A 25,628-nucleotide genomic window follows, 5' to 3' on the forward strand; every position below is an offset into this window, starting at 1 on the left:
GAGGTGACGTATGCCCGACGCCGATCTCACCGAATCGCGGCTGACGCGGACTTCCGCGGGCACCCTGAGGACCGGTTCGCGCACGTCGGTCACCTCGACGTCGGTCCGGCGTCAGCGGCGCATCGTGCGCGTCGTCGTGCGGACGACGGAGGTCTGGCGTGCCCTCGCCGAGGCGGCCCGCGCCGCCGCGCGCTGGGCCGGCCGTACGGTGCGTCCGGCCGGAGCCGTCGTGGTCGTCGCCGCCACGGTGGGATCGGTCTTCGGCATCCGCTTCGGCTGGGTCGAGTGGATGGTCGCAGGTTTCGCCGCCGCCCTGCTCCTGGCGATGAGCGTGCCGTTCCTGTTCGGCGCCCGCGCCTACGACGTGGACCTGACCCTTCAGCACGAGCGCGTCGTCGCCGGCCACGGCGTGAGCGGCGAGATCGTGGTGCGCAACGACAGCGCGCGCCCCTCGTTGCCAGGACGACTCGACATCCCCGTGGGTCGTGGACTGGTCGAGTTCGGGGTGCCGTTCCTCCGCGCCGGACAGGCGAAGACCGAGCCTCTGGAGATCCCTCCGCTGCCCCGCGGCGTCGTCCGGATCGGTCCGGTGACGACCGTGCGAAGCGACCCCGTGGGGTTGCTCCGCCGCGAACACTCCTTCGACGACGTGCACGATCTCTTCGTGCACCCCCGCACCGTCGGCCTCCCCTCGACCAGCGCGGGCCTCATCCGCGACCTCGAGGGCAGCGCCACACGGCGATTGGTCGACGCCGATATGTCGTTCCACGCCATCCGCGAGTACGTCCCCGGCGACGCACGTCGTCAGGTGCACTGGAAGTCGACCGCGAAGACCGGGCGGCTGATGGTCCGTCAGTACGAGGAATCTCGACGCTCCCGCATGGCCGTGGTGCTCGCCGCGGCGACGCCGGAGTACGCGGATGCCGACGAGTACGAGCTGGGGGTCTCCGCCGCCGCGTCTCTCGGGTTGCGCGCCGTCCGGGACGCCCGCGACATCGACGTCGTCACCGGTTCCGAGATCCCCCGGGTGGTGAAGGGGCGCCTGCGCGCGATCCGCCACCTTCCGGTGGTGTCTCCGCGGGCCATGCTCGACGGGTTCAGCGGCCTCGGCCGACACGACAACACCATGCCGGTGGAAGACGTCTGTCGCCTGGCATCCGAGTCGAACGAGCGCGTGTCGATCGCGTTCGTCGTCGTCGGCTCGACGGTTCCCCTGGCGCGTCTGCGGCAGGCGGCTCTCGCGTTCTCGGCCGACACGGCGGTTGCGGCGGTCATCTGCGACGAGCGCGCGCACCCGCGGATGCGAAGTGTGGGAGGTCTCACTGTCCTGACCATCGGCACGCTCGACGACCTGTCGGGACTCCTCGTGCGCGGGGCAGCCTCGTGAGTGCACGGCGCGACGCGGCTCGCCACCGCGAACCGTCGGTGCTGCCCCGTTGGGCCGCCGGGGGGACGTACGCGGCGGTGTGCGTGGTCTCGGCCGCCGTCGCCGCCTGGCCGGTGTACGCCACGGGGTCGTTCCTCGTGCTGGTCGTGGTCTCGGCGCTCGTCGCCGCCGGGGTCGTCGCCCTCGTCGCGTGGCGCCGGTGGGGTGGGTGGGCGCTCACGGCGGGACTCACGATCGCCTTCGCCGCGCTCGCCGTCCCCGTGGCCGTGCCGTCTCGGGCGACCTCGTTCCTCGACGTGCTCAGGGGCCTCGGGGAGGCGTTCGCGGGTGTCGTCGTGGCCTGGAAGGATCTCGTCACGGTCGACCTCCCCGTGGGGACCTACCGCAATCTCCTGGTTCCGGCGCTGGTGGTCTTCCTCGTCGGGACGGCACTCACGCTCGCCTTCTCGGTTCGCCCCGACGGCAGGGCGCCTGCCGCCGTCGTCTTCGGGATGGCGATGACAGGGTTCGGGCTCTTCTTCGGGCGCGGCGCCACCAGCGGGACGCTGTCGGTCGGCCCCGTCCAGGTGCCGGCGCCGGTGGAGACGGCGGTCGGCCTCGGAGCCCTCCTGGCCGCGGTGTTCTGGCTGGCCTGGCGTGCTCGCGACGAACGAGGGCGTGCCCTCTCGAGAGCCGGCGACCGCACGGCCGCGCAGGTTGGACGGGGCTCCTCGGTCGCGGGCCGTCGCCGCGCAGCCTCGGGCGTTGCGATGCTGGTCGTCGCCGTGGTGGCGACCGTGGCCGTCGTCCCGTGGGCGGCCCGGGATGCCGACCGTCGAGTGCTGCGTTCGGCTGCCGGGCCCGAGCGTCAGATCGCCGAAGCGGTGAGCCCGCTGGCCGAATACCGGTCGCTGTTCTCCGACGCCCGCTCCGATGATGTGCTCTTCCGTGTCGGGGGCTCCGGCGAGCTTCCCGAGCGCATCCGGATCGCCACGCTCGACACCTACGACGGTGAGGTCTTCCGCGCTTCCGGCGGCGAGGGTGCGGGGTTCGTCCGTCTGCCGTCATCCCGCGACGCCGGTGACGGCCGATCCATCGTCGCCGACGTCGAGATCGCGGACCTCGGAGGACTGTGGATGCCGACGGCCGGACAGCTGTCGGGGGCGACCTTCGACGGAGACCGGCGCACGCTGCTCGCCGATCGCTTCTACTACAGCGCGGACGCGCAGGCGGGCGTGCAGATCGCCGACGGGGGACTGCGTCCGGGGGACCGGTACCGGCTCTCCGCCGTCGAATCGACGGATGCCGACCTCGCCTCGCTGTCGGCGCCCGGCGACGCCGCGGGCACGTCCGGTGGCGGCAACCTGCGCCGGTGGGTCCAGGAGCACGCGACGGGGTCGGACGGGGCGGCGTTGCAGGCGTTGGTGCAGCTGCTGCGCGACCGCGGCTACCTCAGTCACAGTCTCGCCTCCGAGGGGTCGTCGCTCCCCGAATGGACCGCGGACCTGCCGGGGTATCAACTTCAGCCGAGCGCGTCGGGACATTCGATCGCCCGCATCGACCGCATGTTCGAGCGGCTGCTGGAGCGCGAGGACGACCCGCGCGCCGCCGCCTCCGACAACTTCGTCGCCGCGGTCGGCGATGACGAGCAGTTCTCCGTGGCGACGGCTCTGATCGCCCACGAGCTGGGGTTCCCCGCCCGCGTCGTGGTGGGGACACGCCTGAGCTCGGGCGACGCCACGCTCTCGACCTGCGACGCGGGGGAGTGCCGTGCACGCGACGTGACCGCGTGGACGGAGGTGGAGGGCGTCGACGGACGCTGGACGCCGCTCGACGTCACACCGCAATGGGAGAAATCCCCGAGCCTGGAGGTCACCCAGCAACAGGACCCGGAGAACGTCACGGAGGTGCGCCCCGACACCGTCGAGGAGGTCGTGCCGCCGGAGCCGGTGCAGGAAGACGACTCGCTCGACGACGACGAGCGCGTGGATGACGGGATCGACCTCGTCTGGCTGTGGGCTCTCCTGCGAACCGGCGGCGTCGTCCTGCTCTCCCTCCTCGTCGTCCTCGGGCCGTTCCTCACGGTCATCGTCGCCAAAGCGATGCGCCGGCGCGGCCGTCGGCTCGCTCCCGATCCCCGCTCGGCCATCGCGGGTGGGTGGGACGAGTACGTCGACACCGGGGTCGATTCCCGACGGACGGTGCCGCGCGCACCGACCCGGCGCGAGGTCGCCGCCGCGTTCGCGACACCTGCGGGGCTGCGTCTGGCCGATGAAGCCGACCGGGCGGTGTTCTCCGCCGCGACGGTGACCGCAGACGACGCCTCCGAGTTCTGGCGGGTCGTCGAACAGGAGCGACGAGCATTGCACAGTCGGCAGAGCCGGTGGCAGCGCGTGCGCGCCGCCGTATCGTTGAGATCGTTCCTGGGGTTCCTCGCCCCGGGTCGTTCGCGGCGGAGGCCGCCGCACCGCGACGAGAGGGGGATGCGTTCCGCCGCCCAGGCAGGACGCGACACGACATGACCGATTCGACGATGGTGGTTCTCGGGATGACGTCGCTCGCGCTCGTCATCGTGCTCTACGTCTGGTTCGCTCTGGCGCTGGCGGCGATGTTCCGGAAGATGGGCGAGCCCGCGTGGAAGGCCTGGGTGCCGGTGCTGAACGTCGCCACCGTGCTCCAGCGTGGGGATTTCTCGCCCTGGCTCGTCCTGCTCAATGTCATCCCGCTGTTCGGGGCGATCGCCTTCCTCATCGTCTTCATCGTCGCCGTACACCGCATCACCTCAGCCTTCGGCGGCGGCGCCGGGCTCACCGTGCTGGGTGCACTGGTCCCCATCGTCTGGGCCAGCGTCCTCGGGTGGGGGTCCGCGCGGTGGTCGGGCGAACACGTCGACGAGCGATCGGCGCCGGCCCGTCGCGGTCGTGACCACGCAGCGTACGTTCCGCTCATCGGCGGGTGGACGCCGGAGTCGGCGACCGCGACCGAGCCGGCCCGGTCGGAGCACGACCACGTCGATGCTCTGCCCCTGTCCGGGCCGGTGATCGTGCCGTTCGCGGCGCCGACGACGTCGCTGGCGGATGCCGTTCCCTCACCGATCGACTGGGCGCCGCGCGCCGATCCGGATCCCGTGTCCTTCGAGGAGCGTCGCCGCAGCGACGACGTCTCCGTCCCCTCACCGGATGCGATTCCCGCCAGAGCGGTCAGCGAGGTGCTGGACGCGCTCCGCGACGATCCTGCTCACGCGGCCGTCACCACGCGTCGCGCACGAGCGGTCGACGTCCTGCAGGGTTCGACGGCGGAGGGGAAGCCCGTCGCCTCCGCTTCGACGGTCTCCTCCGAATCGCGGGCGCAGGAAGCACCGCGTGACGGCGACGCCGCCGATGCTCAGGCGATCGGCGACGGAGAGCCGCGCGATCGCGACGTGCCCGATGGTGTCGAGTCACCGGTGACCCCCTGGATCACCCCGGGTCGACGGGCCCAGCGGGCGGCCGTGGGAGACGAGGCGCCCATCGCCGACGTCCCTCTCGTGCGGCCGTCACCCGAGCCGGCGGCACTCTCGCGTCCGTCGCCGGTCGTGGCCGGGGAAGAGTTCCCCGAGCTGTCCGAGGCGGTGTCGGCTGTCGCCGAGGCGCCGGAGGCGGGATCGCCGCGATCCGCCCGAACGTCGGTCTCGACTCTGTACACGCAGCCGGAGATGTTCGCGCCGTCGGCCGCCGCGGAGGACGACGTCGACGCCCTGGACCGCACCGTGGTGACACGCCGCAAACGCATTCCCTGGATGCTGGTCCCCCCCAGCGGCCCGGCGGTCGCGCTGACCTCCGACGTCGTCGTTCTCGGACGCCGCCCCGCGCCGGATGCCGAGCATCCCGACGCTCAGCTCGTCGCGATCTCGGATGAGACGCGCACGGTGTCCAAGACGCACGCACGCCTGCAGCTTCGCGGCGACACCTGGTTCGTGACCGACCTCGACTCCACCAACGGCGTCCTGTTCGCCACGCTCATGGGCACGGAGGTGGAGGCCCCGCCCGGTGAGGAGATCGAGGCCGGGGAGCGCTTCTTCCTCGGTGACGCGGAGGTGCGGCTGGCGCGGAGCGACGCGTGAGCGGCCCGCACGGCGGTGCCGACGATCCCGACGACGTGACGCTCTGGGCGGGTCGCCTCCGCCCCTGGCCGGTATCGCCCGTCGTCGACGGGGTCGACGATGAGACAGTGCGCTCGCGACGGGCGACGCCCGGTGACCACGGCACCGTCTCACCGCGGACCGTCGAGCCGGAGGGCGACGCGCGCTGCGAACGATCCGCCGGCGAAGCCGGTCGCGACGTCGATTCGCCGGGTACGGTCGACACGGATGGACGGACGTTCTCACCTGTGCGCCCAGCGCACCCGGCCGCTGGTGACGTCGCCTCGCCGGGCGCGGTCGAGCCGGACGAACGGACGTTCCCGCGTGCGCGCACCGCGAACCCCTCCGGTCGCGATCTCCATCCGTCGGTGGCGGTCGAGTCGGACGACGACACGCTCCGCTCACGGCCGGGCGGAGCAGCGGTTGGCGACATCGGTTCGTCGGGCGTCGTCGACCCGGACGAACAGACGTCCCCCCGTTCGCGTCCCGCTGACCCGACCGCTTCCGACGTGCGGGCGCCGGGCCTCGTCGAGTCCGGCGAGGAGACGCTCCGCTCCGTCTCCGGTGACGCCGAGACGGGAGCCCGCCCCCGCTCCGGCGGGGCACCGAGACCGCTCATCGCCGGCGATCCGCCGCCAGGTCGCGACGCGCACGCCCCGGTCGCCTTGCACCGGGAGTCGTACTCCCCGCGTCTCGATGCGTCCGTGAGGGTTCCGAGGACCGCGGCAGGTCGGATGGTGCCGACGGGGGATTCCGCGAGTCGGCGACCGCGACGCCCTCCCCACTGGAGACGCCTCATCCTGCTGGCGACAGCCATGGTCGCGATCGTGACCCTTGCTGCGGTCGGCGTCATCCTGCTGCTCGGCTGAGACCGCCCTGTCTCCGTCCCGGGCCGGCCCCGCTCGCGGACGTTTGCCGCACCCCGGGAGAACGCGTATCATCGAGCGGGTGTGCGTTCACGCGCGCCGTGCGTCATGCCCTCGGGCGTGTCACACGGATCAACGCTCGCACCATCTCAGGGATCGGCCTGCGAACAGGTCGCCCCCACGGCATATCCACCACGAAACGCGTCAGATCATTCTGTCGCGGGGTGGATCACACGTGAGCCCGACACGTCACGAATCGCAAGATGCGCGGCCTGTCGGGGGAGACACGACGCTGTCACCGTGCAGCACCTGGTCGGAACCGAGAGGAACCGCCCAGCCAATCAAGGAGAGAACGTGCCAACCATTCAGCAGTTGGTTCGCAAGGGCCGCTCGCCGAAGGTCTCGAAGACCAAGGCTCCCGCGCTGAAGTCGAACCCCCAGCAGGCCGGGGTGTGCACCCGCGTGTACACCACGACCCCCAAGAAGCCGAACTCGGCCATGCGCAAGGTCGCCCGCGTGAAGCTGCGCAACGGCACCGAGGTCACCGCCTACATCCCCGGCGAGGGCCACAACCTGCAGGAGCACTCGCTCGTGCTGGTCCGCGGCGGTCGCGTCAAGGACCTCCCCGGTGTCCGTTACAAGATCGTCCGCGGTGCACTCGACACCCAGGCTGTCAAGAACCGTAAGCAGGCTCGCAGCCGCTACGGCGCGAAGAAGGGCTGAGCCAGATGCCTCGTAAAGGTCCCGTCACCAAGCGTCCGGTCGTCAACGACCCGGTCTACGGCGCTCCGATCGTCAGCCAGCTGGTCAACAAGATTCTTGTCGACGGCAAGAAGTCGATCGCGGAATCCATCGTCTACACCGCCCTCAAGGGCGTCGAGGCGAAGAACAGCCAGGACGCCGTCGCCACGCTGAAGAAGGCGCTCGACAACGTCCGTCCCACCCTCGAGGTCAAGAGCCGCCGCGTCGGTGGCTCGACCTACCAGGTTCCCGTCGAGGTCAAGCCGCACCGCGCGAACACGCTCGCGCTGCGCTGGCTCGTGAGCTACGCCAAGGGTCGTCGTGAGAAGACGATGACCGAGCGCCTGCAGAACGAGATCCTCGACGCCTCGAACGGCCTCGGTGCCGCGGTCAAGCGCCGCGAAGACACCCACAAGATGGCCGAGTCGAACCGCGCCTTCGCGCACTACCGCTGGTAAAACCCGCGGAGGGTCCGTGACCGCACCCCGGTCGCGGACCCCCCGATGGGCCCGGCATCAACCTCCCAACAGGTAAGGAAGACACCCGTGGCACAAGACGTGCTCACCGACCTGACCAAGGTCCGCAACATCGGCATCATGGCGCACATCGATGCCGGCAAGACGACCACCACCGAGCGCATCCTGTACTACACGGGAACCAACCACAAGATCGGCGAGACGCACGACGGCGCCTCCACGACCGACTGGATGGAGCAGGAGCAGGAGCGTGGCATCACGATCACCTCCGCTGCTGTCACGTGCTTCTGGGACAAGAACCAGATCAACATCATCGACACCCCCGGTCACGTCGACTTCACCGTCGAGGTCGAGCGCTCGCTGCGTGTGCTCGATGGCGCCGTCGCCGTCTTCGACGGCAAGGAGGGCGTCGAGCCCCAGTCCGAGACCGTGTGGCGTCAGGCTGACAAGTACGACGTCCCCCGCATCTGCTTCGTCAACAAGATGGACAAGCTGGGTGCGGACTTCTACTTCACGGTCGACACGATCGTGAACAAGCTCAAGGCCAAGCCGCTGGTCATCCAGCTGCCCATCGGCGTCGAGAACGACTTCATCGGTGTCGTCGACCTCGTCGAGATGCGCGCGCTGGTGTGGGCGGGCGACGCCAAGGGCGACGTCACGATGGGCGCCAAGTACGACATCCAAGAGATCCCGGCCGACATGGCCGACCTCGTGGCCAAGTACCGCGAGGAGCTGCTCGAGACGGTTGCCGAGACCGACGAGGAGCTTCTTGAGAAGCACTTCGGTGGCGAAGAGCTCACCGTCGCCGAGATCAAGGCCGCCATCCGCAAGCTGACGGTCAACTCCGACATCTACCCCGTGCTCTGCGGCTCGGCGTTCAAGAACCGCGGTGTGCAGCCCATGCTGGACGCCGTCATCGACTACCTGCCGTCGCCCCTCGACGTGCCGGCCATCGAAGCGCACGATCCGAAGAACGAAGAGACGATCATCGAGCGTCACGCCGACCGCGACGAGCCGTTCACGGCTCTCGCGTTCAAGATCGTGACGCACCCGTTCTTCGGTCGCCTGACCTACATCCGCGTGTACTCGGGTCACCTCGACTCCGGCGCGCAGATCGTCAACTCGACGAAGTCCAAGAAGGAGCGCATCGGGAAGATCTTCCAGATGTACGCCAACAAGGAGAACCCGGTGCCCTCGGTCACCGCGGGTCACATCTACGCGGTCATCGGCCTCAAGGACACGACCACGGGCGACACCCTGTGCGACTCCGCCAACCAGGTCGTCCTCGAGTCGATGACCTTCCCCGAGCCGGTCATCGAGGTCGCCATCGAGCCCAAGACCAAGGCCGACCAGGAGAAGCTGGGTCTCGCGATCCAGAAGCTCGCCGAAGAAGACCCGACGTTCCGTGTCGAGCAGAACAACGACACCGGCCAGACGGTCATCAAGGGCATGGGCGAGCTCCACCTCGATATCCTCGTCGACCGCATGAAGCGGGAGTTCAAGGTCGAGGCGAACGTCGGAAAGCCGCAGGTGGCGTACCGCGAGACGATCAAGAAGGCCGTCGAGCGTCACGATTACACCCACAAGAAGCAGACCGGTGGTTCGGGTCAGTTCGCCAAGATCCAGTTCGCCCTCGAGCCCCTCGAGGTCACGGCCGACAAGACCTACGAGTTCGAGAACAAGGTCAGCGGTGGTCGTATCCCGCGCGAGTACATCTCGCCGACCGACCAGGGCTTCCAGGACGCCATGAACGTCGGCGTGCTCGCCGGCTACCCGATGGTCGGCGTCAAGGCGATCCTGCTCGACGGTGCCTCGCACGATGTCGACTCGTCGGAAATGGCGTTCAAGATCGCCGGCTCGATGGGCTTCAAAGAGGCGGTCCGTAAGGCAAACCCCATCATCCTCGAGCCGCTCATGTCGGTCGAGGTGCGTACCCCCGAGGAGTACATGGGCGACGTCATCGGCGACCTGAACTCGCGTCGCGGGCAGATCCAGTCGATGGAAGACGCTCAGGGTGTCAAGGTCGTGCGGGCGCTCGTGCCGCTGTCCGAGATGTTCGGCTACATCGGCGACCTGCGCTCGAAGACCTCGGGACGCGCCGTGTACTCGATGGAGTTCGACAGCTACGCCGAGGTTCCTCGCGCGGTCGCTGACGAGATCGTCCAGAAGAACAAGGGCGAGTAAAACCGCTCTCATGGATGCCGGGAACCCGAGGTTCCCCCGGGTTCCCGGCATCCACTCAAACTGAATACCGACTCTCTAGTAATCTGAGAACCATCCCCGCGAAGAACCGGTCGCAATCCAGTGCCCGAGACCTCGCAACCAACGTCCTGAGGAGGACCCAGTGGCTAAGGCCAAGTTCGAGCGGACCAAGCCGCACGTGAACATCGGAACGATCGGTCACGTCGACCACGGCAAGACCACGCTCACCGCTGCCATCTCGAAGGTGCTCGCCGACAAGTTCCCGTCGGCCACCAACGTCCAGCGTGACTTCGCGTCGATCGACTCGGCGCCGGAAGAGCGTCAGCGTGGTATCACGATCAACATCTCGCACGTCGAGTACGAGACCCCCAAGCGTCACTACGCTCACGTCGACGCGCCCGGCCACGCCGACTACATCAAGAACATGATCACCGGTGCCGCGCAGATGGACGGCGCGATCCTCGTGGTCGCCGCCACCGACGGCCCGATGGCGCAGACGCGTGAGCACGTGCTGCTCGCCAAGCAGGTCGGCGTGCCCTACCTGCTCGTCGCGCTCAACAAGAGCGACATGGTCGACGACGAGGAGATCCTGGAGCTCGTCGAGCTCGAGGTGCGCGAGCTTCTCTCGTCGCAGGACTTCGACGGCGATAACGCTCCCGTCGTCCGCGTCTCGGGCCTCAAGGCTCTCGAGGGTGACGAGCAGTGGGTCAACGCCATCGTCGAGCTCATGGAAGCCGTCGACGAGTCGATCCCCGACCCGGTGCGCGACAAGGACAAGCCGTTCCTCATGCCCATCGAGGACGTCTTCACCATCACCGGCCGTGGCACGGTCGTCACGGGCCGCGCAGAGCGCGGAACCCTCGGCATCAACTCCGAGGTCGAGATCGTCGGCATCCGCCCGACGCAGAAGACCACGGTCACCGGTATCGAGATGTTCCACAAGCAGCTCGACGAGGCCTGGGCCGGCGAGAACTGTGGTCTGCTCCTCCGCGGCACCAAGCGTGACGACGTCGAGCGCGGCCAGGTCGTCGTGAAGCCCGGTTCGGTCACCCCGCACACCAACTTCGAGGGCACGGCGTACATCCTGTCCAAGGAAGAGGGCGGCCGCCACAACCCGTTCTTCACGAACTACCGCCCGCAGTTCTACTTCCGCACCACCGACGTCACCGGCGTCATCACGCTGCCCGAGGGCACCGAGATGGTCATGCCCGGCGACACCACGGAGATGTCGGTCGAGCTCATTCAGCCGATCGCCATGGAAGAGGGCCTCGGCTACGCGATCCGTGAGGGTGGCCGCACCGTCGGCGCCGGCACGGTGACCAAGATCGTCAAGTAAGTCTCTTCGACTTCACTCGGCAAGGCCGGACCTTCGGGTCCGGCCTTTGTCGTTCCCGGTCGCGGCGACATGCGGAGACTTCCGTTCACGGTCCTGGGCACTCCACAATGAACGGGAGGTCGGCACGGTGGTCGGCACGGATCATGAAGGAGACGTCATGAGCGGCGTGGATGACATCATCGCCAAGGGCAAGAAGCTCCTCGACGACAATCGCGACAAGATCGAAGAAGCGCTGAAGAGCGAGAAGGCCGAAGAGGTCAGCGACAAGGTGCTCGACGGCGCCGCGGACGCGATCAAGAAGGTGGTGCCGGCGGAGCACCATGCCAAGGTCGACGAGGTGCGCGCGAACGTCGACAAGAACATCGGCAACGCCTGAAGCGAACGCACGGCGGCTCCGCTCCCGGTCACGGGGGTGGCGCCGCCGTCTTTCGCGTCGGGGATGCTGAGCAAACACCCCACGCGACACGCCCGGGTTTGCGACACGCCCGAGCGGTACGTAGACTAGACCAGTTCCACATTCCGGCGTGCGCTCGGCGCGCGCCAGGATCACTGTCTCGGCAGTGCACAGGCGGCGCATAAGCGCAGGGTCCTGGGCCGCGGGCAGCAGAACAGACACCGAACCCCTTCATCCTTCACGGGATTCGCGCGCGTGCGTGCGAGGGGCGGGCCGGCCGCCGAGGCGTCCGGTTTGACAGCTGAACAGCGGTGCAGCATCTCTCGCGCGAGCGAGGGGAAGTGCCAGGGTGCGTCAGCACCACCGTGCGTCCAATGCCCCAGGTCGGGTAAGACGCGAGAAAGAGAGAGAGCAGACAATGGCGGGACAGAAGATCCGCATTCGCCTGAAGTCGTACGACCACGCCGGACTCGATTCGTCGGCGCGCAAGATCGTCGACACCGTGACCCGTGCCGGCGCCACCGTGGTGGGCCCGGTTCCCCTTCCGACCGAGAAGAACGTCGTGTGCGTCATCCGGTCGCCCCACAAGTACAAGGACAGCCGCGAGCACTTCGAGATGCGCACCCACAAGCGCCTCATCGACATCATCGACCCGACGCCCAAGGCCGTCGACTCGCTGATGCGCCTCGACCTCCCGGCCGATGTCAACATCGAGATCAAGCTCTGAGGTTCGACATGGCTGACATCAACTCCAAGATCACCAAGGGCCTCCTCGGCACCAAGCTCGGCATGACCCAGGTGTGGGACGAGAACGGCAAGCTCGTTCCCGTCACCGTCATCGAGGTCGCGCCGAACGTCGTGACCCAGCTGCGCTCGCTCGAGAAAGACGGCTACAACGCCGTCCAGATCGGCTACGGCCAGATCGACCCCCGCAAGGTGAACAAGCCCCTCACGGCGCACTTCGACGCCGCCGGTGTCACCCCGCGCCGTCACCTCGCCGAGGTTCGCACCGCGGATGCCGCCGACTACGCGCTGGGCCAGGAGCTCACCGTCGACGGTCTCTTCGAGGCCGGTCAGCTGGTCGACGTGGTCGGCACCAGCAAGGGCAAGGGCACCGCGGGTGTCATGAAGCGTCACAACTTCAAGGGTGTCTCCGCTTCGCACGGTGCGCACCGCAACCACCGTAAGCCCGGTTCGATCGGCGCCTCGTCGACCCCGAGCCGTGTCTTCAAGGGCATGCGCATGGCCGGCCGTATGGGTGGCGAGCGCGTGACCGTCCTCAACCTCACGGTGCACGCCGTCGACGCCGAGAAGGGACTGATGCTCGTCAAGGGCGCCGTCCCCGGTGCTCGTGGCCGCATCGTCTACGTCCGCAACGCAGTGAAGGGTGCCTGAACATGGCTGACTCGACTCTCGCGCTCGACGTCGTGAAGGCCGACGGCAACAAAGCAGGCTCGGTCGAGCTGCCCGCCGCGCTCTTCGACGTCAAGACGAACATCCCCCTCATCCACCAGGTCGTCGTGGCGCAGCGCGCTGCGGCTCGCCAGGGCACGCACTCGACCAAGCGTCGTGGCGAGGTCTCGGGTGCCGGACGCAAGCCCTTCAAGCAGAAGGGCACCGGTAACGCCCGTCAGGGCTCGATCCGCGCGCCGCACATGACCGGTGGTGGCATCGTCCACGGGCCCAAGCCCCGCGACTACAGCCAGCGCACCCCCAAGAAGATGATCGCCGCCGCGCTCCTGGGCGCGCTGAGCGACCGTGCTCGTGGGCAGCGTCTGCACATCGTCGACAGCTTCGCCATCGAGGGTGCGCCTTCGACCAAGGCCGCTGCCGCCGCGCTCAAGGCTCTCGGTGCCGTCAAGAACGTCCTCGTGGTCATCGATCGCGACGACGAGCTGACGATCAAGAGCGTACGCAACCTCGCGTACGTCCACGTGCTGACCGTCGGCCAGCTGAACACCTACGACGTGATCGTCTCCGACGACATCGTCTTCACCAAGGCCGCCTACGACACGTTCGTCGCGTCGAAGGCTGCGGCCACCGAGGAGGTCTCGGCATGACCACCGTCAACAAGGACCCGCGCGACATCATCCTGAAGCCGGTCGTCTCCGAGAAGAGCTACTCGCTCATCGACGAGGGCAAGTACACCTTCCTGGTGGACCCCCGTGCCTCGAAGACCGAGATCAAGCTCGCGATCGAGAAGATCTTCAGCGTCAAGGTGGCCTCGGTCAACACGATCAACCGCGTGGGCAAGGCCCGTCGCACCCGCTTCGGCATCGGCAAGCGCAAGGACACCAAGCGCGCCATCGTCTCGCTGAAGTCGGGCACCATCGACATCTTCACGTCTGTCGGCTGACGGTCGGGATAGAGGACAAGAACAATGGCTATTCGCAAGTACAAGCCCACGACCCCCGGTCGCCGCGGCTCGTCGGTGGCCGACTTCGCCGAGATCACCCGATCGACGCCCGAGAAGTCGCTGCTGCGCCCGCTGTCGAAGACCGGTGGCCGCAACAACCAGGGCCGCATCACCACGCGTCACATCGGTGGCGGACACAAGCGTCAGTACCGTCTGATCGACTTCCGTCGTAACGACAAGGACGGCATCGACGCCAAGGTCGCGCACATCGAGTACGACCCCAACCGCACCGCGCGCATCGCGCTGCTGCACTACGCGGACGGCGAGAAGCGCTACATCATCGCCCCCAACAAGCTGTCGCAGGGCGACGTCGTTGAGTCGGGTGCCGGCGCTGACATCAAGCCCGGCAACAACCTGCCGCTGCGCAACATCCCCACCGGTACCGTGATCCACGCGATCGAGCTGCGTCCCGGCGGCGGCGCGAAGATGGCCCGTTCGGCCGGCGTCTCCGTGCGTCTGGTCGCCAAGGACGGCCCGTACGCGCAGCTGCGTCTGCCCTCGGGCGAGATCCGCAACGTCGACGTGCGCTGCCGCGCGACGATCGGCGAGGTCGGAAACGCCGAGCAGTCCAACATCAACTGGGGTAAGGCCGGCCGCAAGCGCTGGTTGGGCGTCCGCCCGACCGTGCGTGGTGTCGCCATGAACCCGGTCGACCACCCGCACGGTGGTGGTGAGGGTAAGACCTCCGGTGGTCGTCACCCTGTTTCGCCGTGGGGTAAGGCCGAAGGCCGCACCCGTCACGCGAACAAGGAAAGCGACAAGCTGATCGTCCGCCGTCGCACCGCCGGCAAGAAGCGCAAGTAGGAGTAGAGGAAGATGCCTCGCAGCCTTAAGAAGGGCCCCTTCGTCGACGAGCACCTGCTTCGCAAGGTCGTCTCGCAGAACGAAGCCGGTTCGAAGAACGTCATCAAGACCTGGTCGCGCCGTTCGATGATCATCCCCGCCATGCTGGGACACACCATCGCCGTGCACGACGGTCGCAAGCACATCCCCGTGTTCGTGACCGAGACCATGGTCGGCCACAAGCTGGGCGAGTTCTCGCCCACCCGCACCTTCCGCGGCCACGTGAAGGACGACAAGAAGGGCCGTCGCCGCTAAGGCGACCGAGGAGGAGAGAGAAATGGTGGAGTCCATCGCACGTGTGCGACACATCCGCGTGACCCCTCAGAAGGCTCGTCGCGTCGTCGCGCTCATCAAGGGCAAGCAGGCCGAAGAGGCCCTGGCCATCCTGAAGTTCGCGCCGCAGGGCGCGAGCGAGCCGATCTACAAGCTCGTCGCCTCGGCGATCGCGAACGCTCGCGTCACCGCTGACAAGACGAACGACTACCTGGACGATGCAGACCTGTACGTGAAGAACGCGTACGTCGACGAGGGAACGACGCTGAAGCGTTTCCGTCCCCGCGCACAGGGTCGCGCCTTCCAGATCAAGAAGCGCACGAGCCACATCACGGTCGTGCTCGCGACGCCGGAAAACGCTGTTGCGGCTCCGGCGCGCGCCAACAAGAAGGCGAGCAAGTAATGGGACAGAAGGTCAACCCGTACGGCTTCCGCCTCGGCATCACCACCGACCATGTGTCGCGGTGGTTCTCGGACTCGACGAAGGCCGGTCAGCGTTACGCCGACTACCTCGCCGAGGACATCAAGATCCGTCGCCTGCTGACCACGTCGCTCGACCGCGCCGGCGTCAGCAACATCGAGATCGAGCGCACGCGTGACCGCGTCCGCGTCGACATCCACACCGCCCGTCCGGGCATCGTGATCGGTCGCCGCGGCGCCGAGGCCGAGCGCATCCGCGCCGACCTCGAGAAGCTCACCAGCAAGCAGATCCAGCTGAACATCCTCGAGGTGAAGAACCCCGAGGCTGACGCTCAGCTGGTCGCGCAGGGTGTCGCCGAGCAGCTCACCGGTCGCGTGGCGTTCCGTCGCGCGATGCGCAAGGGTCTGCAGGGGGCTCAGCGCGCCGGCGCCAAGGGTGTCCGCATCCAGGTGTCGGGTCGTCTCGGCGGCGCCGAGATGAGCCGCTCGGAGTTCTACCGCGAAGGCCGTGTGCCCCTGCACACCCTGCGTGCGAACATCGACTACGGCTTCTACGAGGCCAAGACCACCTTCGGCCGCATCGGCGTGAAGGTGTGGATCTACAAGGGCGACCTCACCAACAAGGAGCTCGCCCGCGAGCAGGCCAATGCGCCGAAGTCGCGCGGTCGTGACGACCGCGGTGGCGACCGTCGTCGTGGCCCGCGCAACGAGGCCCCCGTGGCAGAAGGAGCGTCGGCGTAATGCTCATCCCCCGCAAGGTCAAGTACCGCAAGCAGCACCACCCGGGTCGCTCGGGTCAGGCCACCGGTGGCACCACGGTGTCGTTCGGTGAGTACGGCATCCAGGCGCTGACTCCCGCGTATGTGACCAACCGTCAGATCGAGTCCGCTCGTATCGCGATGACCCGTCACATCAAGCGTGGTGGAAAGGTGTGGATCAACATCTACCCCGACCGCCCGCTGACCAAGAAGCCGGCGGAAACCCGCATGGGTTCCGGTAAGGGTTCGCCGGAGTGGTGGGTCGCCAACGTCAAGCCGGGTCGCGTGCTGTTCGAGGTCGCTGGTGTCGATGAGACACTCGCCCGCGAGGCACTGACCCGTGCCATTCACAAGCTGCCCCTGAAGGCACGCATCATCAAGCGCGAGGAGGGCGACGCGTAATGGCGATCGGCACCAAGCAGCTCGCCCCGAGCGAGCTCGACACATTCGAAGACCAGCGCCTCGTCGAGGAACTGCGCAAGGCCAAGGAAGAGTTGTTCAACCTCCGCTTCCAGTCGGCTACCGGCCAGCTCGAGAGCCACGGTCGCATCCGTGCAGTCAAGCGCGACATCGCGCGTCTGTACACGGTGATCCGCGAGCGCGAGCTCGGCATCCGCGCCACCCCGGCCCCGGTCGAGGCGACGAAGGCGAAGAAGAGCAAGGCGAAGAAGGCGGACGCCGCTGACGACGCCACGAAGGAAGAGGCGGAGTAATGGCTACCGCGAAGAAGGCCGAGGCGCAGGTCGCCGGGCACGAGCACGCCGAGAACGATGTCCGTGACGAGGACGCACGCGGTTACCGCAAGTCCCGTCGTGGCTACGTCGTGAGCGACAAGATGGACAAGACGATCGTCGTCGAGGTCGAGGACCGCGTGAAGCACCCGCTTTACGGCAAGGTCATCCGTCGCACCTCGAAGGTCAAGGCGCACGACGAGTCCAACTCGGCGGGCATCGGCGACCTCGTCGTCATCAACGAGACCCGTCCGCTCAGCGCCACCAAGCGCTGGCGTCTGGTCGAGATCCTCGAGAAGGCCAAGTAAGCCTCGCGGCTCACTTGGAATCCAAGGAGTAAACAGTGATTCAGAACGAATCCCGGCTGAAGGTCGCCGACAACACCGGCGCCAAGGAGCTGCTCACCATCCGCGTGCTCGGCGGCTCGAACCGTCGTTACGCCGGACTCGGTGACGTCATCGTCGCCACGGTCAAGGACGCGATCCCCGGCGGAAACGTCAAGAAGGGTGACGTGGTCAAGGCCGTCGTCGTCCGCGTCGTGAAGCAGACCCGCCGTCCCGACGGCTCCTACATCAAGTTCGACGAGAACGCCGCCGTGATCCTGAAGAGCGACGGGGAGCCCCGCGGCACCCGCATCTTCGGACCGGTCGGCCGCGAGCTTCGTGACAAGAAGTTCATGAAGATCGTCTCGCTCGCCCCGGAGGTCATTTGATCATGGCGAAAATCAAAAAGGGCGACCTGGTTCAGGTCATCTCGGGCGCTAAGCCCGAGCGTGGCGGCGACCGCGGCAAGCAGGGTAAGGTCCTCGAGGTCCTCACCGAGCAGAACCGCGTCATCGTCGAGGGCGTGAACTACGTCACCAAGCACAACCGCGTGGGTCAGTCCCAGCGCGGCACCAAGACCGGCGGCATCGAGACGTTCGAGGCCCCGATCCACATCTCCAACGTCGCGCTCGTCGACCCCTCGACCAAGAAGCCGACTCGCGTCGGCCGCCGTGTCGAGGAGCAGGTGAAGGACGGCGTCAAGCGCATCGTCCGCGTGCGCTACGCGAAGAAGTCAGGTAAGGACCTCTGAACATGAGCACCGTGACTGCCGCGGAGACTGGCAAGATCCAGCCCCGCCTCAAGCAGAAGTACAACGCCGAGATCAAGAAAGCGCTGCAGGACGAGTTCGGCTACGAGAACGTCATGCAGATCCCCGGTCTGGTCAAGGTCGTCGTGAACACGGGTGTCGGCGAGGCCGCTCGCGACAGCAAGGTGATCGATGGTGCGGTCGACGACCTCACCAAGATCACCGGTCAGAAGCCCATCGTCACCAAGGCCCGCAAGTCCATCGCACAGTTCAAGCTGCGCGAGGGCCAGGCCATCGGTGCGCACGTGACCCTCCGCGGCGACCGTGCCTGGGAGTTCGTCGACCGTCTCGTCAACCTCGCGCTGCCCCGAATCCGCGACTTCCGCGGCCTGTCGTCCAAGCAGTTCGACGGCAATGGCAACTACACCTTCGGTCTCCAGGAGCAGTCCGTGTTCCACGAGATCGACCAGGACCGCATCGACCGCGTGCGTGGTTTCGACATCACCATCGTCACCACCGCCAAGACCGACGACGAGGGCCGTTCGCTGCTGCGCCAGCTCGGCTTCCCGTTCCAGTCGGCCGACGCGCAGGCCTGACCCCATGGGCCCCCGGAAATCCGGGGGCCCCTCATCGAAGGTCGACTGTCGCGTAACGGCAGTCGAAACCTCATGAAAGAAAGAAGCAACACATGACGATGACAGACCCGGTCGCAGACATGCTGACCCGTCTGCGCAACGCGAACTCGGCGCACCACGACTCCGTGTCGATGCCGAGCTCGAAGCTCAAGACCAACATCGCCGCCATCCTCAAGCAAGAGGGTTACATCGCCGAGTGGAACGTCGAAGACGCCCGCGTCGGCCAGATCCTCAACATGACGCTGAAGTACGGCCCGAACCGCGAGCGGTCGATCGCCGGCATCAAGCGCGTCTCCAAGCCCGGCCTCCGCGTGTACGCGAAGTCGACCGAGGTTCCCACGGTTCTCGGCGGGCTCGGCGTCGCCATCCTGTCCACCTCCTCCGGTCTTCTCACCGACCGTCAGGCCGAGCAGAAGGGCGTCGGCGGGGAAGTCCTCGCCTACGTGTGGTGATCTGACATGTCGCGTATTGGACGTCTTCCCATCGACATCCCCGCCGGCGTCACCGTTTCGGTGAACGGCCGGGAGGTCTCCGTCAAGGGCCCCAAGGGCGAGCTCGAGCTCACCATCGCACGGCCCCTCGAGGTGTCGGTCGAGGAGAACCAGGTTCTCGTCACCCGCCCCGACGACGAGCGCGAGTCGCGGTCGCTCCACGGCCTGACCCGCACGCTCATCAACAACAACATCATCGGTGTCACCCAGGGGTACACCAAGGGCCTCGAGGTCGTGGGCACGGGTTACCGTGTCGCCCAGAAGGGCAGCGCGATCGAGTTCGCCCTCGGCTTCTCGCACCCCGTCCTGATCGACCCGCCCGCGGGCATCACCCTCACGGTCGAAGGCAACAACAAGGTGACCGTGAGCGGCATCGACAAGCAGGCCGTCGGCGAGGCCGCAGCCAACATCCGCAAGATCCGCAAGCCCGAGCCCTACAAGGGCAAGGGTGTGCGGTACGCGGGCGAGGTCGTCCGCCGCAAGGCCGGAAAGAGTGGTAAGTGACCATGGCTGTCAAGACAAAGTCCGTCGCTCGTGCTCGTCGCCACGCGCGTCTTCGCAAGAAGGTCGTCGGCACCGAGCTGCGTCCCCGTCTCGTCGTGACGCGCTCCGCGCGCCACGTCTTCGTCCAGGTCGTGGACGACAGCAAGGGCCACACCGTGGCCTCCGCTTCCACCCTCGAGACCGACCTGCGCGGCTTCGACGGTGACAAGACCGCCAAGGCTCGCAAGGTCGGCGAGCTCGTCGCCGAGCGGGCTAAGGCCGTGGGCGTCTCCGACGTCGTGTTCGACCGTGGCGGTAACCGCTACGCCGGCCGCGTCGCCGCGATCGCCGACGGAGCTCGCGAAGGAGGGCTGAACCTGTGAGTGACAACAAGGAGACCGAAGTGACCGAGCAGACTGCCCCGGCTGAGGGTGCGGCTGCCGCTCAGGCCCCCGCCGAGCGTGAGCGCGAGCCGCGTCGCGGTGGTCGCGAGCGCAACACCAACCAGCGCGACCGTGGTTCGCGCGATCGCAACGAGAGCCAGTTCCTCGAGCGCGTCGTGACCATCAACCGCGTGTCGAAGGTCGTCAAGGGTGGTCGTCGCTTCAGCTTCACCGCGCTCGTCGTCGTCGGTGACGGCAACGGTGTGGTGGGTGTCGGCTACGGCAAGGCGCGCGAAGTTCCCCTCGCCATCTCGAAGGGTGTCGAAGAGGCCAAGCGCAACTTCTTCCGCGTTCCCCGCTCGGGCTCGACCATCCCGCACCCCGTTCAGGGTGAGGCTGCCGCCGGCGTGGTGCTCCTGCGCCCCGCCGCCGCCGGTACCGGTGTCATCGCCGGTGGTCCCGTCCGCGCCGTGCTCGAGTGCGCCGGAATCCACGACGTGCTGTCGAAGTCGCTCGGTTCGTCGAACACGATCAACATCGTGCACGCGACCGTCGAGGCGCTGAAGTCGCTCGAAGAGCCCCGCGCCGTGGCAGCTCGCCGCGGCCTGGAGTTCGACCAGGTTGCTCCGGCCCGCCTCGTGCGCGCCGAGGCCGCCGCTCAGAAGGTAGGTGCCTGATGGCCGAGCGTCTGAAGGTCACGCAGATCAAGTCCAAGGTGAGCGAGAAGCAGAACCAGCGTGACACGCTGCGTTCGCTGGGTCTCAAGCGGATCGGCGACTCCGTCGTCCGTCCGGACGACGCGCAGACGCGCGGCTACGTCAAGACCGTCGCCCACCTCGTCAAGGTTGAGGAGATCGACTAATGGCTGCCAAGAAGGACGAGACCGTCACGGTCGACGCCCCGAAGAAGGCATCGGCTAGAAAGACGGCCGAGAAGAAGGAAGCCCCCGCGGCGCGCCCCGGCGTGCTGAAGGTCCACCACCTGCGTCCCGTGCCGGGTGCCCGCACCGCCAAGACCCGCGTGGGTCGCGGTGAGGGCTCCAAGGGTAAGACGTCGGGTCGCGGTACCAAGGGAACCAAGGCCCGTTACCAGGTCAAGGTCGGCTTCGAGGGTGGGCAGATGCCCCTGCACATGCGCACCCCGAAGCTCCGTGGCTTCAAGAACCCGTTCCGCGTCGAGTACCAGGTCGTGAACCTGGACAAGCTCGGCGAGCTCTACCCGCAGGGTGGCGACGTGACCGTCGCCGACCTCGTGTCCAAGGGCGCTGTCCGCAAGAACGAGAAGGTCAAGGTGCTCGGCACCGGCGACATCTCGGTCGCGCTGACCGTCTCCGTCGACAAGGTCTCCGGCTCCGCTGAGCAGAAGATCGTCGCCGCTGGCGGCACCGTCAACTGACGACCGACCCGGAGGGGGCCGGCGGCCTTACGGCCGTCGGCCCCTTCTGCGTTAGGCTGATTTGGTGTGCGCGTTGCCGCGCTCCGAGATCGTTCTGGAGGAATCTCCCTTGTTCAGCGCCATCGCGCGGGTTTTCCGCACGCCCGACCTGAGGCGGAAGATCGCCTTCACGCTGGGCATCATCGCCATCTACCGGCTGGGTGCCCACGTGCCGACGCCCTTCGTCGACTTCCCCAACGTTCAGCAGTGTCTGAACCAGTCGGGGGGGACCGAGGGTCTGCTGTCCCTGGTCAACCTGTTCTCCGGTGGCGCCCTGCTGCAGCTGTCGATCTTCGCCCTCGGCGTCATGCCGTACATCACGGCGACGATCATCGTGCAGCTGTTGCGCGTGGTCATCCCGCACTTCGAAACCCTCTACAAAGAGGGCCAGGCGGGTCAGGCCAAGCTCACGCAGTACACCCGCTATCTCACGATCGCGCTCGCCCTCCTGCAATCGACCACCCTGGTCACCGTCGCGCGATCGGGCCAGCTTTTCGGCTCCGCCGGCGTTCCTGAGTGCCAGCAGCTGCTCACCAACGACATCTGGTGGGCGCAGCTGCTCATGATCATCACGATGACCGCCGGCACCGGCCTGGTCATGTGGTTCGCCGAGCTCGTGACCGAGCGCGGTGTGGGCAACGGCATGTCCATCCTCATCTTCACCTCGATCGCCGCCACCTTCCCCGGGGCCATGCTGTCGATCCTGAACGCCCGCGGCGTGGAGGTCTTCCTGCTCGTGCTGGCCGTCAGCATCGTGATCGTCGCGCTGGTCGTCTTCGTCGAGCAATCCCAGCGGCGGATTCCGGTGCAGTACGCCAAGCGCATGGTGGGGCGGCGCACGTACGGCGGAACGAACACCTACATCCCCATCAAGGTCAACATGGCCGGTGTCGTTCCCGTCATCTTCGCCTCGTCGCTGCTGTACATCCCCGCGCTCATCGCGCAGTTCAACCAGCCGCAGCCGGGGCAGGAGCCTGCGCCGTGGGTCACGTGGATCTCGCAGTACCTCACGCGCGGAGACCACCCGCTGTACATGCTGGTCTACTTCCTCCTCATCATCGGGTTCGCGTACTTCTATGTCGCGATCACGTTCAACCCGGTCGACGTCGCGGACAACATGAAAAAGTACGGGGGCTTCATCCCGGGCATCCGCGCCGGTCGCCCGACGGCCGAGTACCTCGACTACGTGCTCACGCGAATCACGCTGCCCGGGTCCATCTACCTCGGTCTCATCGCCCTGCTGCCGCTCGTGGCGCTGGCCACGGTAGGGGCGAATCAGAACTTCCCGTTCGGCGGAGCCTCGATCCTCATCATCGTGGGCGTCGGTCTCGAGACCGTAAAGCAGATCGATGCGCAGCTTCAGCAGCGCCACTACGAGGGGCTTCTCCGATGAGCGCTCGTCTTCTCATCGTGGGTCCGCAGGGCTCAGGCAAGGGAACGCAGGGCGTTCGCGTCGGAGAGGCGCTCGGTGTCCCGGTCGTCTCGACAGGCGACGTCTTCCGCGCGAATGTCGCAGAGCAGACCGAGCTGGGCCAGCAGGTGAAAGCGATCATCGACGGGGGAGACCTCGTCCCCGACGAGCTCACCAGTGCGGTCGTCCGCGACCGTTTGTCGCAGGCAGACGCCGCAGAGGGTTTCCTTCTCGACGGCTATCCGCGCAACCTCGCCCAGGTCATGCACCTCGATGAGTTCCTCGAGGGCCGCGACGAGTCGCTCGACGCCGTGATCGCCCTGATCGTGCCGCGAGAAGAATCGCTGTCGCGACTGACGGCTCGTGCGTCCGAGCAGGGGCGTGCGGACGACACCGAGGAGGCGATCGCCACGCGCCTGGGCATCTACGAGCGGGAGACCGCTCCGATCCTCGACGTCTATGGCACGCGCGGGGTCGTCGACGAGATCGATGGTGTCGGCAGCCTCGACGAGGTCACGGCGCGCATCTTCGCGGCGCTCGAAGCGCGCGGTCTCCTCGCGTCGCCGGCTGCGTGACGTGGGTTTCCGTTCCTCCATCTACAAGAAGCCGGCGCAGCTGCGGTCCATGATCGAGCCCGGCCTCATCACGGCCGACGCCTTGAACGCCGTCCGCGCGCTCATCGCACCGGGGATCACGACCCTCGAGCTGGACGCGGCGGCATCCGCGCTCATCACCTCGCGGGGGGCGGTATCCAACTTCCAGATGGTGCGGGGCTACCGCCACACGATCTGCGCCTCGGTCAACGAGCAGGTGGTGCACGGCATCCCGAATGATCGCCCGCTGCGGGCCGGAGACATCCTCTCCGTGGATGCGGGTGCCGAGCTCCGCGGGTGGAACGGTGATTCGGCGTTCACCGTGGTAGTTCCGGGCGACGCCCCGGAGGAGATCGTGGCGCCGCGTCGACGCCTTTCGGAGGTGACCGAGGGTTCGCTGTGGGCGGGCATCGCCGCGCTGAGCCGAGCCTCGCATTTGGGTGAGGTCGGGGCGGCCATCGAGCAGTACATCGAGGCCCACGCGCCCGCCGGCGGATACGGCATTCTTCGTGATTACGTCGGACACGGCATCGGCCGGAAGATGCACGAGTCGCCGAGTATCTTCAACTACGCCGTGCCCGAGCGAGGGGCTGAGGTGCGTCCCGGACTCGCGGTGGCCATCGAACCCATGGTCGTTATCGGCGACCAGGAGACGTTCGTCGAAGACGACGGGTGGACCGTGTCGACGCTCGACGGCACCGCCGGCTCTCACTGGGAACATAGCGTCGCCGTGCATGATGGAGGCATCTGGGTCCTCACCGCGCACGACGGCGGTGCCGAGAAACTGGCGCCGTTCGGAGTGGTGCCGAAGGAGATCGACTGATGATGATGGCCGCCGCCGCGCGCAAGTCCACCAACTGGTTCGCGATCGGCGTGACGGCTGCCGCGCTGGTGATCGTGCTCATCGTCGGCGGCGTCGTCTGGTTCGCCAACAGCCAGGCCTCCTCGCCCGGCACTCTGCCGGAGTCCTCCGCCGTCAACACCGAGACGGGGGCGATCGCGGTCGGCACGGGCGAGAAGACGGTCGACACGTATGTCGACTTCATGTGTCCGATCTGCAACCAGTTCGAGCAGAGCTACGGACCGACGCTCGATGAGCTCGTGCAGAGCGGCGAGATCACCCTCAACATCCACCCCATCTCGATCCTCGACCGACAGTCCCAGGGCACCGAGTACTCCACGAGATCCGCCGCGGCCGCGTACTGCGTCGCCGTCGATGACCCTGCCAACGTGCAGGCGTTCGTCAAGGCGCTCTACGCTCAGCAGCCCTCGGAGGGCACCGCCGGTCTCGACGACGTCACGTTGGCCTCGATCGCGACCTCGGCGGGGGCTTCGGATGCCGTGTCATCCTGCATCAGTGACGGGACGTACACGAGATTCGTCACGGCGATGACGCAGAAGACCCCCTTGCAGCCCAACGCGAGCGGGATCGCCACACCGACGATCGCGGTCGACGGCACCGTGTTGCAGAACCAGACCGACCTCTCCGGAGATCCGACGAAGGACATCGTCGAGCGTCTCAACGGTTGACGACCCGCCCGGCGAGTTGCCGGACCCACCGATACCACGTATGCTTGATCTTTGGTGCGTTGCGCCTTCCTTGGCGTGTCGAGGCACCGAATCCCCATCCACCGCAGACCGGCCGGTCTGCAATTGAGCGTGAGCGAGTTTATGGCGAAGAAAGACGGTGTCATCGAGATCGAGGGCACGGTGTCCGAGGCACTGCCCAACGCGATGTTCCGTGTCGAACTGACCAACGGTCACAAGGTGCTTGCCACCATCTCGGGCAAGATGCGACAGAACTACATCCGCATCATCCCCGAGGACCGGGTCGTCGTCGAACTGAGCCCGTACGACCTCACCCGCGGTCGTATCGTCTACCGCTACCGCTGAGTCCGGCCGAGAAGTAACGAGCCGCACCGCGGCTCGAAGACAGCGAAACAGGAACATCATGAAGGTCAATCCCTCCGTCAAGCCCATCTGCGATCACTGCAAGGTGATCCGCCGCCACGGGCGCGTGATGGTGATCTGCAAGAGCAACCCGCGTCACAAGCAGCGCCAGGGCTGAGCTTTCCGTCGTTCGACCCCTCTTCCAACTGAATACACACCGGCAGGATCAGATCCGCCATCCGGACGCGCCGACAAGCTCGACGACCGGATGACGGGGACACCTCGGGGCGGAGGC

General features: G+C 67.2%; 35 protein-coding genes. All 35 read left to right on the forward strand.

The window, feature by feature from the left end:
• Positions 1–10: 10 nt before the first annotated feature.
• The 35 genes from MT347_RS01525 (at position 11) to rpmJ (ending at position 25,511) form a co-directional block, all read left to right on the forward strand.
• Complete coding sequence (locus MT347_RS01525; RefSeq protein WP_243497348.1) at positions 11–1,387, forward strand: DUF58 domain-containing protein; 1,377 nt, start codon at positions 11–13, stop codon at positions 1,385–1,387.
• Positions 1,384–3,888, forward strand: coding sequence for a transglutaminase-like domain-containing protein (locus MT347_RS01530; protein ID WP_243497350.1), 2,505 nt, complete (start codon positions 1,384–1,386; stop codon positions 3,886–3,888). Before MT347_RS01525 ends, MT347_RS01530 begins: the two co-directional genes overlap by 4 nt.
• A complete protein-coding gene (locus MT347_RS01535) occupies positions 3,885–5,468 on the forward strand; it encodes a DUF5684 domain-containing protein (RefSeq protein WP_243497351.1) in 1,584 nt (527 codons plus the stop codon). Before MT347_RS01530 ends, MT347_RS01535 begins: the two co-directional genes overlap by 4 nt.
• Entirely contained in the window at positions 5,465–6,355 is an 891-nt protein-coding gene (locus MT347_RS01540; protein WP_243497352.1) for a hypothetical protein, read from the forward strand. Before MT347_RS01535 ends, MT347_RS01540 begins: the two co-directional genes overlap by 4 nt.
• 351 nt (positions 6,356–6,706) lie before the next feature.
• On the forward strand, positions 6,707–7,075 hold the full coding sequence (gene rpsL / locus MT347_RS01545) for a 30S ribosomal protein S12 (RefSeq protein ID WP_013584051.1): 369 nt from the start codon (positions 6,707–6,709) through the stop codon (positions 7,073–7,075).
• Positions 7,076–7,080: 5 nt separating this feature from the next.
• The gene (gene rpsG / locus MT347_RS01550; protein WP_055833595.1) at positions 7,081–7,551 is read left to right on the forward strand and encodes a 30S ribosomal protein S7; all 471 of its coding nucleotides are present in this window, start codon (positions 7,081–7,083) and stop codon (positions 7,549–7,551) included.
• Between the two features lie 87 nt (positions 7,552–7,638).
• Complete coding sequence (fusA, locus tag MT347_RS01555) at positions 7,639–9,753, forward strand: elongation factor G (protein ID WP_243497357.1); 2,115 nt, start codon at positions 7,639–7,641, stop codon at positions 9,751–9,753.
• A gap of 160 nt (positions 9,754–9,913) precedes the next feature.
• Entirely contained in the window at positions 9,914–11,107 is a 1,194-nt protein-coding gene (tuf, locus tag MT347_RS01560; protein ID WP_055959340.1) for an elongation factor Tu, read from the forward strand.
• Between the two features lie 157 nt (positions 11,108–11,264).
• A complete protein-coding gene (locus tag MT347_RS01565) occupies positions 11,265–11,483 on the forward strand; it encodes a hypothetical protein (protein WP_243497360.1) in 219 nt (72 codons plus the stop codon).
• A 436-nt stretch (positions 11,484–11,919) separates the two neighbouring features.
• On the forward strand, positions 11,920–12,228 hold the full coding sequence (gene rpsJ, locus MT347_RS01570) for a 30S ribosomal protein S10 (RefSeq protein ID WP_013584016.1): 309 nt from the start codon (positions 11,920–11,922) through the stop codon (positions 12,226–12,228).
• Positions 12,229–12,236: 8 nt separating this feature from the next.
• Positions 12,237–12,896 carry a 50S ribosomal protein L3 gene (gene rplC / locus MT347_RS01575; RefSeq protein ID WP_243497362.1) on the forward strand — a complete coding sequence of 220 codons (660 nt, stop codon included), beginning with the start codon at positions 12,237–12,239 and terminating at the stop codon, positions 12,894–12,896.
• 2 nt (positions 12,897–12,898) lie between these two features.
• On the forward strand, positions 12,899–13,561 hold the full coding sequence (gene rplD, locus MT347_RS01580; protein ID WP_243222814.1) for a 50S ribosomal protein L4: 663 nt from the start codon (positions 12,899–12,901) through the stop codon (positions 13,559–13,561).
• Complete coding sequence (gene rplW, locus MT347_RS01585; RefSeq protein ID WP_055959332.1) at positions 13,558–13,857, forward strand: 50S ribosomal protein L23; 300 nt, start codon at positions 13,558–13,560, stop codon at positions 13,855–13,857. The genes rplD and rplW overlap by 4 nt, the downstream gene beginning before the upstream one ends.
• Before the next feature lie 24 nt (positions 13,858–13,881).
• The gene (gene rplB / locus MT347_RS01590) at positions 13,882–14,721 is read left to right on the forward strand and encodes a 50S ribosomal protein L2 (protein ID WP_055833696.1); all 840 of its coding nucleotides are present in this window, start codon (positions 13,882–13,884) and stop codon (positions 14,719–14,721) included.
• A gap of 12 nt (positions 14,722–14,733) precedes the next feature.
• Positions 14,734–15,015, forward strand: a complete 282-nt coding sequence (rpsS, locus tag MT347_RS01595; RefSeq protein ID WP_013584011.1) for a 30S ribosomal protein S19 — start codon at positions 14,734–14,736, stop codon at positions 15,013–15,015.
• Between the two features lie 22 nt (positions 15,016–15,037).
• On the forward strand, positions 15,038–15,436 hold the full coding sequence (rplV, locus tag MT347_RS01600) for a 50S ribosomal protein L22 (RefSeq protein ID WP_243497363.1): 399 nt from the start codon (positions 15,038–15,040) through the stop codon (positions 15,434–15,436).
• Positions 15,436–16,194 carry a 30S ribosomal protein S3 gene (gene rpsC, locus MT347_RS01605; protein ID WP_243497367.1) on the forward strand — a complete coding sequence of 253 codons (759 nt, stop codon included), beginning with the start codon at positions 15,436–15,438 and terminating at the stop codon, positions 16,192–16,194. Before rplV ends, rpsC begins: the two co-directional genes overlap by 1 nt.
• A complete protein-coding gene (gene rplP / locus MT347_RS01610) occupies positions 16,194–16,613 on the forward strand; it encodes a 50S ribosomal protein L16 (RefSeq protein ID WP_243497373.1) in 420 nt (139 codons plus the stop codon). The genes rpsC and rplP overlap by 1 nt, the downstream gene beginning before the upstream one ends.
• Complete coding sequence (rpmC, locus tag MT347_RS18050; protein WP_144829719.1) at positions 16,613–16,924, forward strand: 50S ribosomal protein L29; 312 nt, start codon at positions 16,613–16,615, stop codon at positions 16,922–16,924. The genes rplP and rpmC overlap by 1 nt, the downstream gene beginning before the upstream one ends.
• Entirely contained in the window at positions 16,924–17,250 is a 327-nt protein-coding gene (gene rpsQ / locus MT347_RS01620) for a 30S ribosomal protein S17 (protein WP_243497375.1), read from the forward strand. Before rpmC ends, rpsQ begins: the two co-directional genes overlap by 1 nt.
• 35 nt (positions 17,251–17,285) lie before the next feature.
• Positions 17,286–17,654, forward strand: a complete 369-nt coding sequence (gene rplN, locus MT347_RS01625; protein ID WP_055833708.1) for a 50S ribosomal protein L14 — start codon at positions 17,286–17,288, stop codon at positions 17,652–17,654.
• Positions 17,655–17,656: 2 nt separating this feature from the next.
• The gene (gene rplX, locus MT347_RS01630) at positions 17,657–18,016 is read left to right on the forward strand and encodes a 50S ribosomal protein L24 (RefSeq protein WP_243497380.1); all 360 of its coding nucleotides are present in this window, start codon (positions 17,657–17,659) and stop codon (positions 18,014–18,016) included.
• A gap of 2 nt (positions 18,017–18,018) precedes the next feature.
• Positions 18,019–18,609, forward strand: a complete 591-nt coding sequence (gene rplE / locus MT347_RS01635; RefSeq protein ID WP_243497383.1) for a 50S ribosomal protein L5 — start codon at positions 18,019–18,021, stop codon at positions 18,607–18,609.
• A gap of 92 nt (positions 18,610–18,701) precedes the next feature.
• On the forward strand, positions 18,702–19,100 hold the full coding sequence (gene rpsH, locus MT347_RS01640) for a 30S ribosomal protein S8 (protein ID WP_243497386.1): 399 nt from the start codon (positions 18,702–18,704) through the stop codon (positions 19,098–19,100).
• Between the two features lie 6 nt (positions 19,101–19,106).
• A complete protein-coding gene (gene rplF, locus MT347_RS01645) occupies positions 19,107–19,643 on the forward strand; it encodes a 50S ribosomal protein L6 (RefSeq protein ID WP_243497388.1) in 537 nt (178 codons plus the stop codon).
• A gap of 2 nt (positions 19,644–19,645) precedes the next feature.
• A complete protein-coding gene (rplR, locus tag MT347_RS01650; protein WP_043361012.1) occupies positions 19,646–20,005 on the forward strand; it encodes a 50S ribosomal protein L18 in 360 nt (119 codons plus the stop codon).
• Positions 20,002–20,682 (forward strand): 30S ribosomal protein S5, encoded by a 681-nt coding sequence (gene rpsE / locus MT347_RS01655; RefSeq protein WP_056226274.1) that lies wholly within the window; start codon positions 20,002–20,004, stop codon positions 20,680–20,682. Before rplR ends, rpsE begins: the two co-directional genes overlap by 4 nt.
• The gene (gene rpmD / locus MT347_RS01660; RefSeq protein WP_013583998.1) at positions 20,682–20,867 is read left to right on the forward strand and encodes a 50S ribosomal protein L30; all 186 of its coding nucleotides are present in this window, start codon (positions 20,682–20,684) and stop codon (positions 20,865–20,867) included. Before rpsE ends, rpmD begins: the two co-directional genes overlap by 1 nt.
• Positions 20,867–21,400 carry a 50S ribosomal protein L15 gene (gene rplO / locus MT347_RS01665; RefSeq protein WP_243497391.1) on the forward strand — a complete coding sequence of 178 codons (534 nt, stop codon included), beginning with the start codon at positions 20,867–20,869 and terminating at the stop codon, positions 21,398–21,400. The genes rpmD and rplO overlap by 1 nt, the downstream gene beginning before the upstream one ends.
• A 109-nt stretch (positions 21,401–21,509) precedes the next feature.
• The gene (secY, locus tag MT347_RS01670; RefSeq protein WP_243497396.1) at positions 21,510–22,832 is read left to right on the forward strand and encodes a preprotein translocase subunit SecY; all 1,323 of its coding nucleotides are present in this window, start codon (positions 21,510–21,512) and stop codon (positions 22,830–22,832) included.
• Positions 22,829–23,425 (forward strand): adenylate kinase, encoded by a 597-nt coding sequence (locus MT347_RS01675; RefSeq protein WP_243497401.1) that lies wholly within the window; start codon positions 22,829–22,831, stop codon positions 23,423–23,425. The genes secY and MT347_RS01675 overlap by 4 nt, the downstream gene beginning before the upstream one ends.
• 1 nt (position 23,426) lies before the next feature.
• Entirely contained in the window at positions 23,427–24,266 is an 840-nt protein-coding gene (gene map, locus MT347_RS01680) for a type I methionyl aminopeptidase (protein WP_243497407.1), read from the forward strand.
• Complete coding sequence (locus MT347_RS01685; protein ID WP_243497412.1) at positions 24,266–24,973, forward strand: thioredoxin domain-containing protein; 708 nt, start codon at positions 24,266–24,268, stop codon at positions 24,971–24,973. The genes map and MT347_RS01685 overlap by 1 nt, the downstream gene beginning before the upstream one ends.
• Positions 24,974–25,114: 141 nt before the next feature.
• Positions 25,115–25,336, forward strand: coding sequence for a translation initiation factor IF-1 (gene infA, locus MT347_RS01690; RefSeq protein WP_013583992.1), 222 nt, complete (start codon positions 25,115–25,117; stop codon positions 25,334–25,336).
• Positions 25,337–25,394: 58 nt separating this feature from the next.
• Positions 25,395–25,511 carry a 50S ribosomal protein L36 gene (rpmJ, locus tag MT347_RS01695; RefSeq protein WP_005050492.1) on the forward strand — a complete coding sequence of 39 codons (117 nt, stop codon included), beginning with the start codon at positions 25,395–25,397 and terminating at the stop codon, positions 25,509–25,511.
• Positions 25,512–25,628: the final 117 nt, after the last annotated feature.

Source organism: Microbacterium sp. VKM Ac-2923 (assembly GCF_022815605.1).
Classification (GTDB): Bacteria; Actinomycetota; Actinomycetes; order Actinomycetales; family Microbacteriaceae; genus Microbacterium.

Excerpts from the sequence above, each read along its gene's own strand:
- MT347_RS01525 (WP_243497348.1), top strand. The coding sequence starts at position 11 with ATGCCCGACGCCGATCTCACCGAATCGCGGCTGACGCGGACTTCCGCG.
- MT347_RS01535 (WP_243497351.1), top strand. The coding sequence starts at position 3,885 with ATGACCGATTCGACGATGGTGGTTCTCGGGATGACGTCGCTCGCGCTC.
- rpsG (WP_055833595.1), top strand. The coding sequence starts at position 7,081 with ATGCCTCGTAAAGGTCCCGTCACCAAGCGTCCGGTCGTCAACGACCCG.
- MT347_RS01565 (WP_243497360.1), top strand. The coding sequence starts at position 11,265 with ATGAGCGGCGTGGATGACATCATCGCCAAGGGCAAGAAGCTCCTCGAC.
- rpsJ (WP_013584016.1), top strand. The coding sequence starts at position 11,920 with ATGGCGGGACAGAAGATCCGCATTCGCCTGAAGTCGTACGACCACGCC.
- rplC (WP_243497362.1), top strand. The coding sequence starts at position 12,237 with ATGGCTGACATCAACTCCAAGATCACCAAGGGCCTCCTCGGCACCAAG.
- rplD (WP_243222814.1), top strand. The coding sequence starts at position 12,899 with ATGGCTGACTCGACTCTCGCGCTCGACGTCGTGAAGGCCGACGGCAAC.
- rplW (WP_055959332.1), top strand. The coding sequence starts at position 13,558 with ATGACCACCGTCAACAAGGACCCGCGCGACATCATCCTGAAGCCGGTC.
- rplB (WP_055833696.1), top strand. The coding sequence starts at position 13,882 with ATGGCTATTCGCAAGTACAAGCCCACGACCCCCGGTCGCCGCGGCTCG.
- rpsS (WP_013584011.1), top strand. The coding sequence starts at position 14,734 with ATGCCTCGCAGCCTTAAGAAGGGCCCCTTCGTCGACGAGCACCTGCTT.
- rplV (WP_243497363.1), top strand. The coding sequence starts at position 15,038 with ATGGTGGAGTCCATCGCACGTGTGCGACACATCCGCGTGACCCCTCAG.
- rpsC (WP_243497367.1), top strand. The coding sequence starts at position 15,436 with ATGGGACAGAAGGTCAACCCGTACGGCTTCCGCCTCGGCATCACCACC.
- rplP (WP_243497373.1), top strand. The coding sequence starts at position 16,194 with ATGCTCATCCCCCGCAAGGTCAAGTACCGCAAGCAGCACCACCCGGGT.
- rpmC (WP_144829719.1), top strand. The coding sequence starts at position 16,613 with ATGGCGATCGGCACCAAGCAGCTCGCCCCGAGCGAGCTCGACACATTC.
- rpsQ (WP_243497375.1), top strand. The coding sequence starts at position 16,924 with ATGGCTACCGCGAAGAAGGCCGAGGCGCAGGTCGCCGGGCACGAGCAC.
- rplX (WP_243497380.1), top strand. The coding sequence starts at position 17,657 with ATGGCGAAAATCAAAAAGGGCGACCTGGTTCAGGTCATCTCGGGCGCT.
- rplE (WP_243497383.1), top strand. The coding sequence starts at position 18,019 with ATGAGCACCGTGACTGCCGCGGAGACTGGCAAGATCCAGCCCCGCCTC.
- rpsH (WP_243497386.1), top strand. The coding sequence starts at position 18,702 with ATGACGATGACAGACCCGGTCGCAGACATGCTGACCCGTCTGCGCAAC.
- rplF (WP_243497388.1), top strand. The coding sequence starts at position 19,107 with ATGTCGCGTATTGGACGTCTTCCCATCGACATCCCCGCCGGCGTCACC.
- rplR (WP_043361012.1), top strand. The coding sequence starts at position 19,646 with ATGGCTGTCAAGACAAAGTCCGTCGCTCGTGCTCGTCGCCACGCGCGT.
- rpmD (WP_013583998.1), top strand. The coding sequence starts at position 20,682 with ATGGCCGAGCGTCTGAAGGTCACGCAGATCAAGTCCAAGGTGAGCGAG.
- rplO (WP_243497391.1), top strand. The coding sequence starts at position 20,867 with ATGGCTGCCAAGAAGGACGAGACCGTCACGGTCGACGCCCCGAAGAAG.
- MT347_RS01675 (WP_243497401.1), top strand. The coding sequence starts at position 22,829 with ATGAGCGCTCGTCTTCTCATCGTGGGTCCGCAGGGCTCAGGCAAGGGA.
- MT347_RS01685 (WP_243497412.1), top strand. The coding sequence starts at position 24,266 with ATGATGATGGCCGCCGCCGCGCGCAAGTCCACCAACTGGTTCGCGATC.
- infA (WP_013583992.1), top strand. The coding sequence starts at position 25,115 with ATGGCGAAGAAAGACGGTGTCATCGAGATCGAGGGCACGGTGTCCGAG.
- rpmJ (WP_005050492.1), top strand. The coding sequence starts at position 25,395 with ATGAAGGTCAATCCCTCCGTCAAGCCCATCTGCGATCACTGCAAGGTG.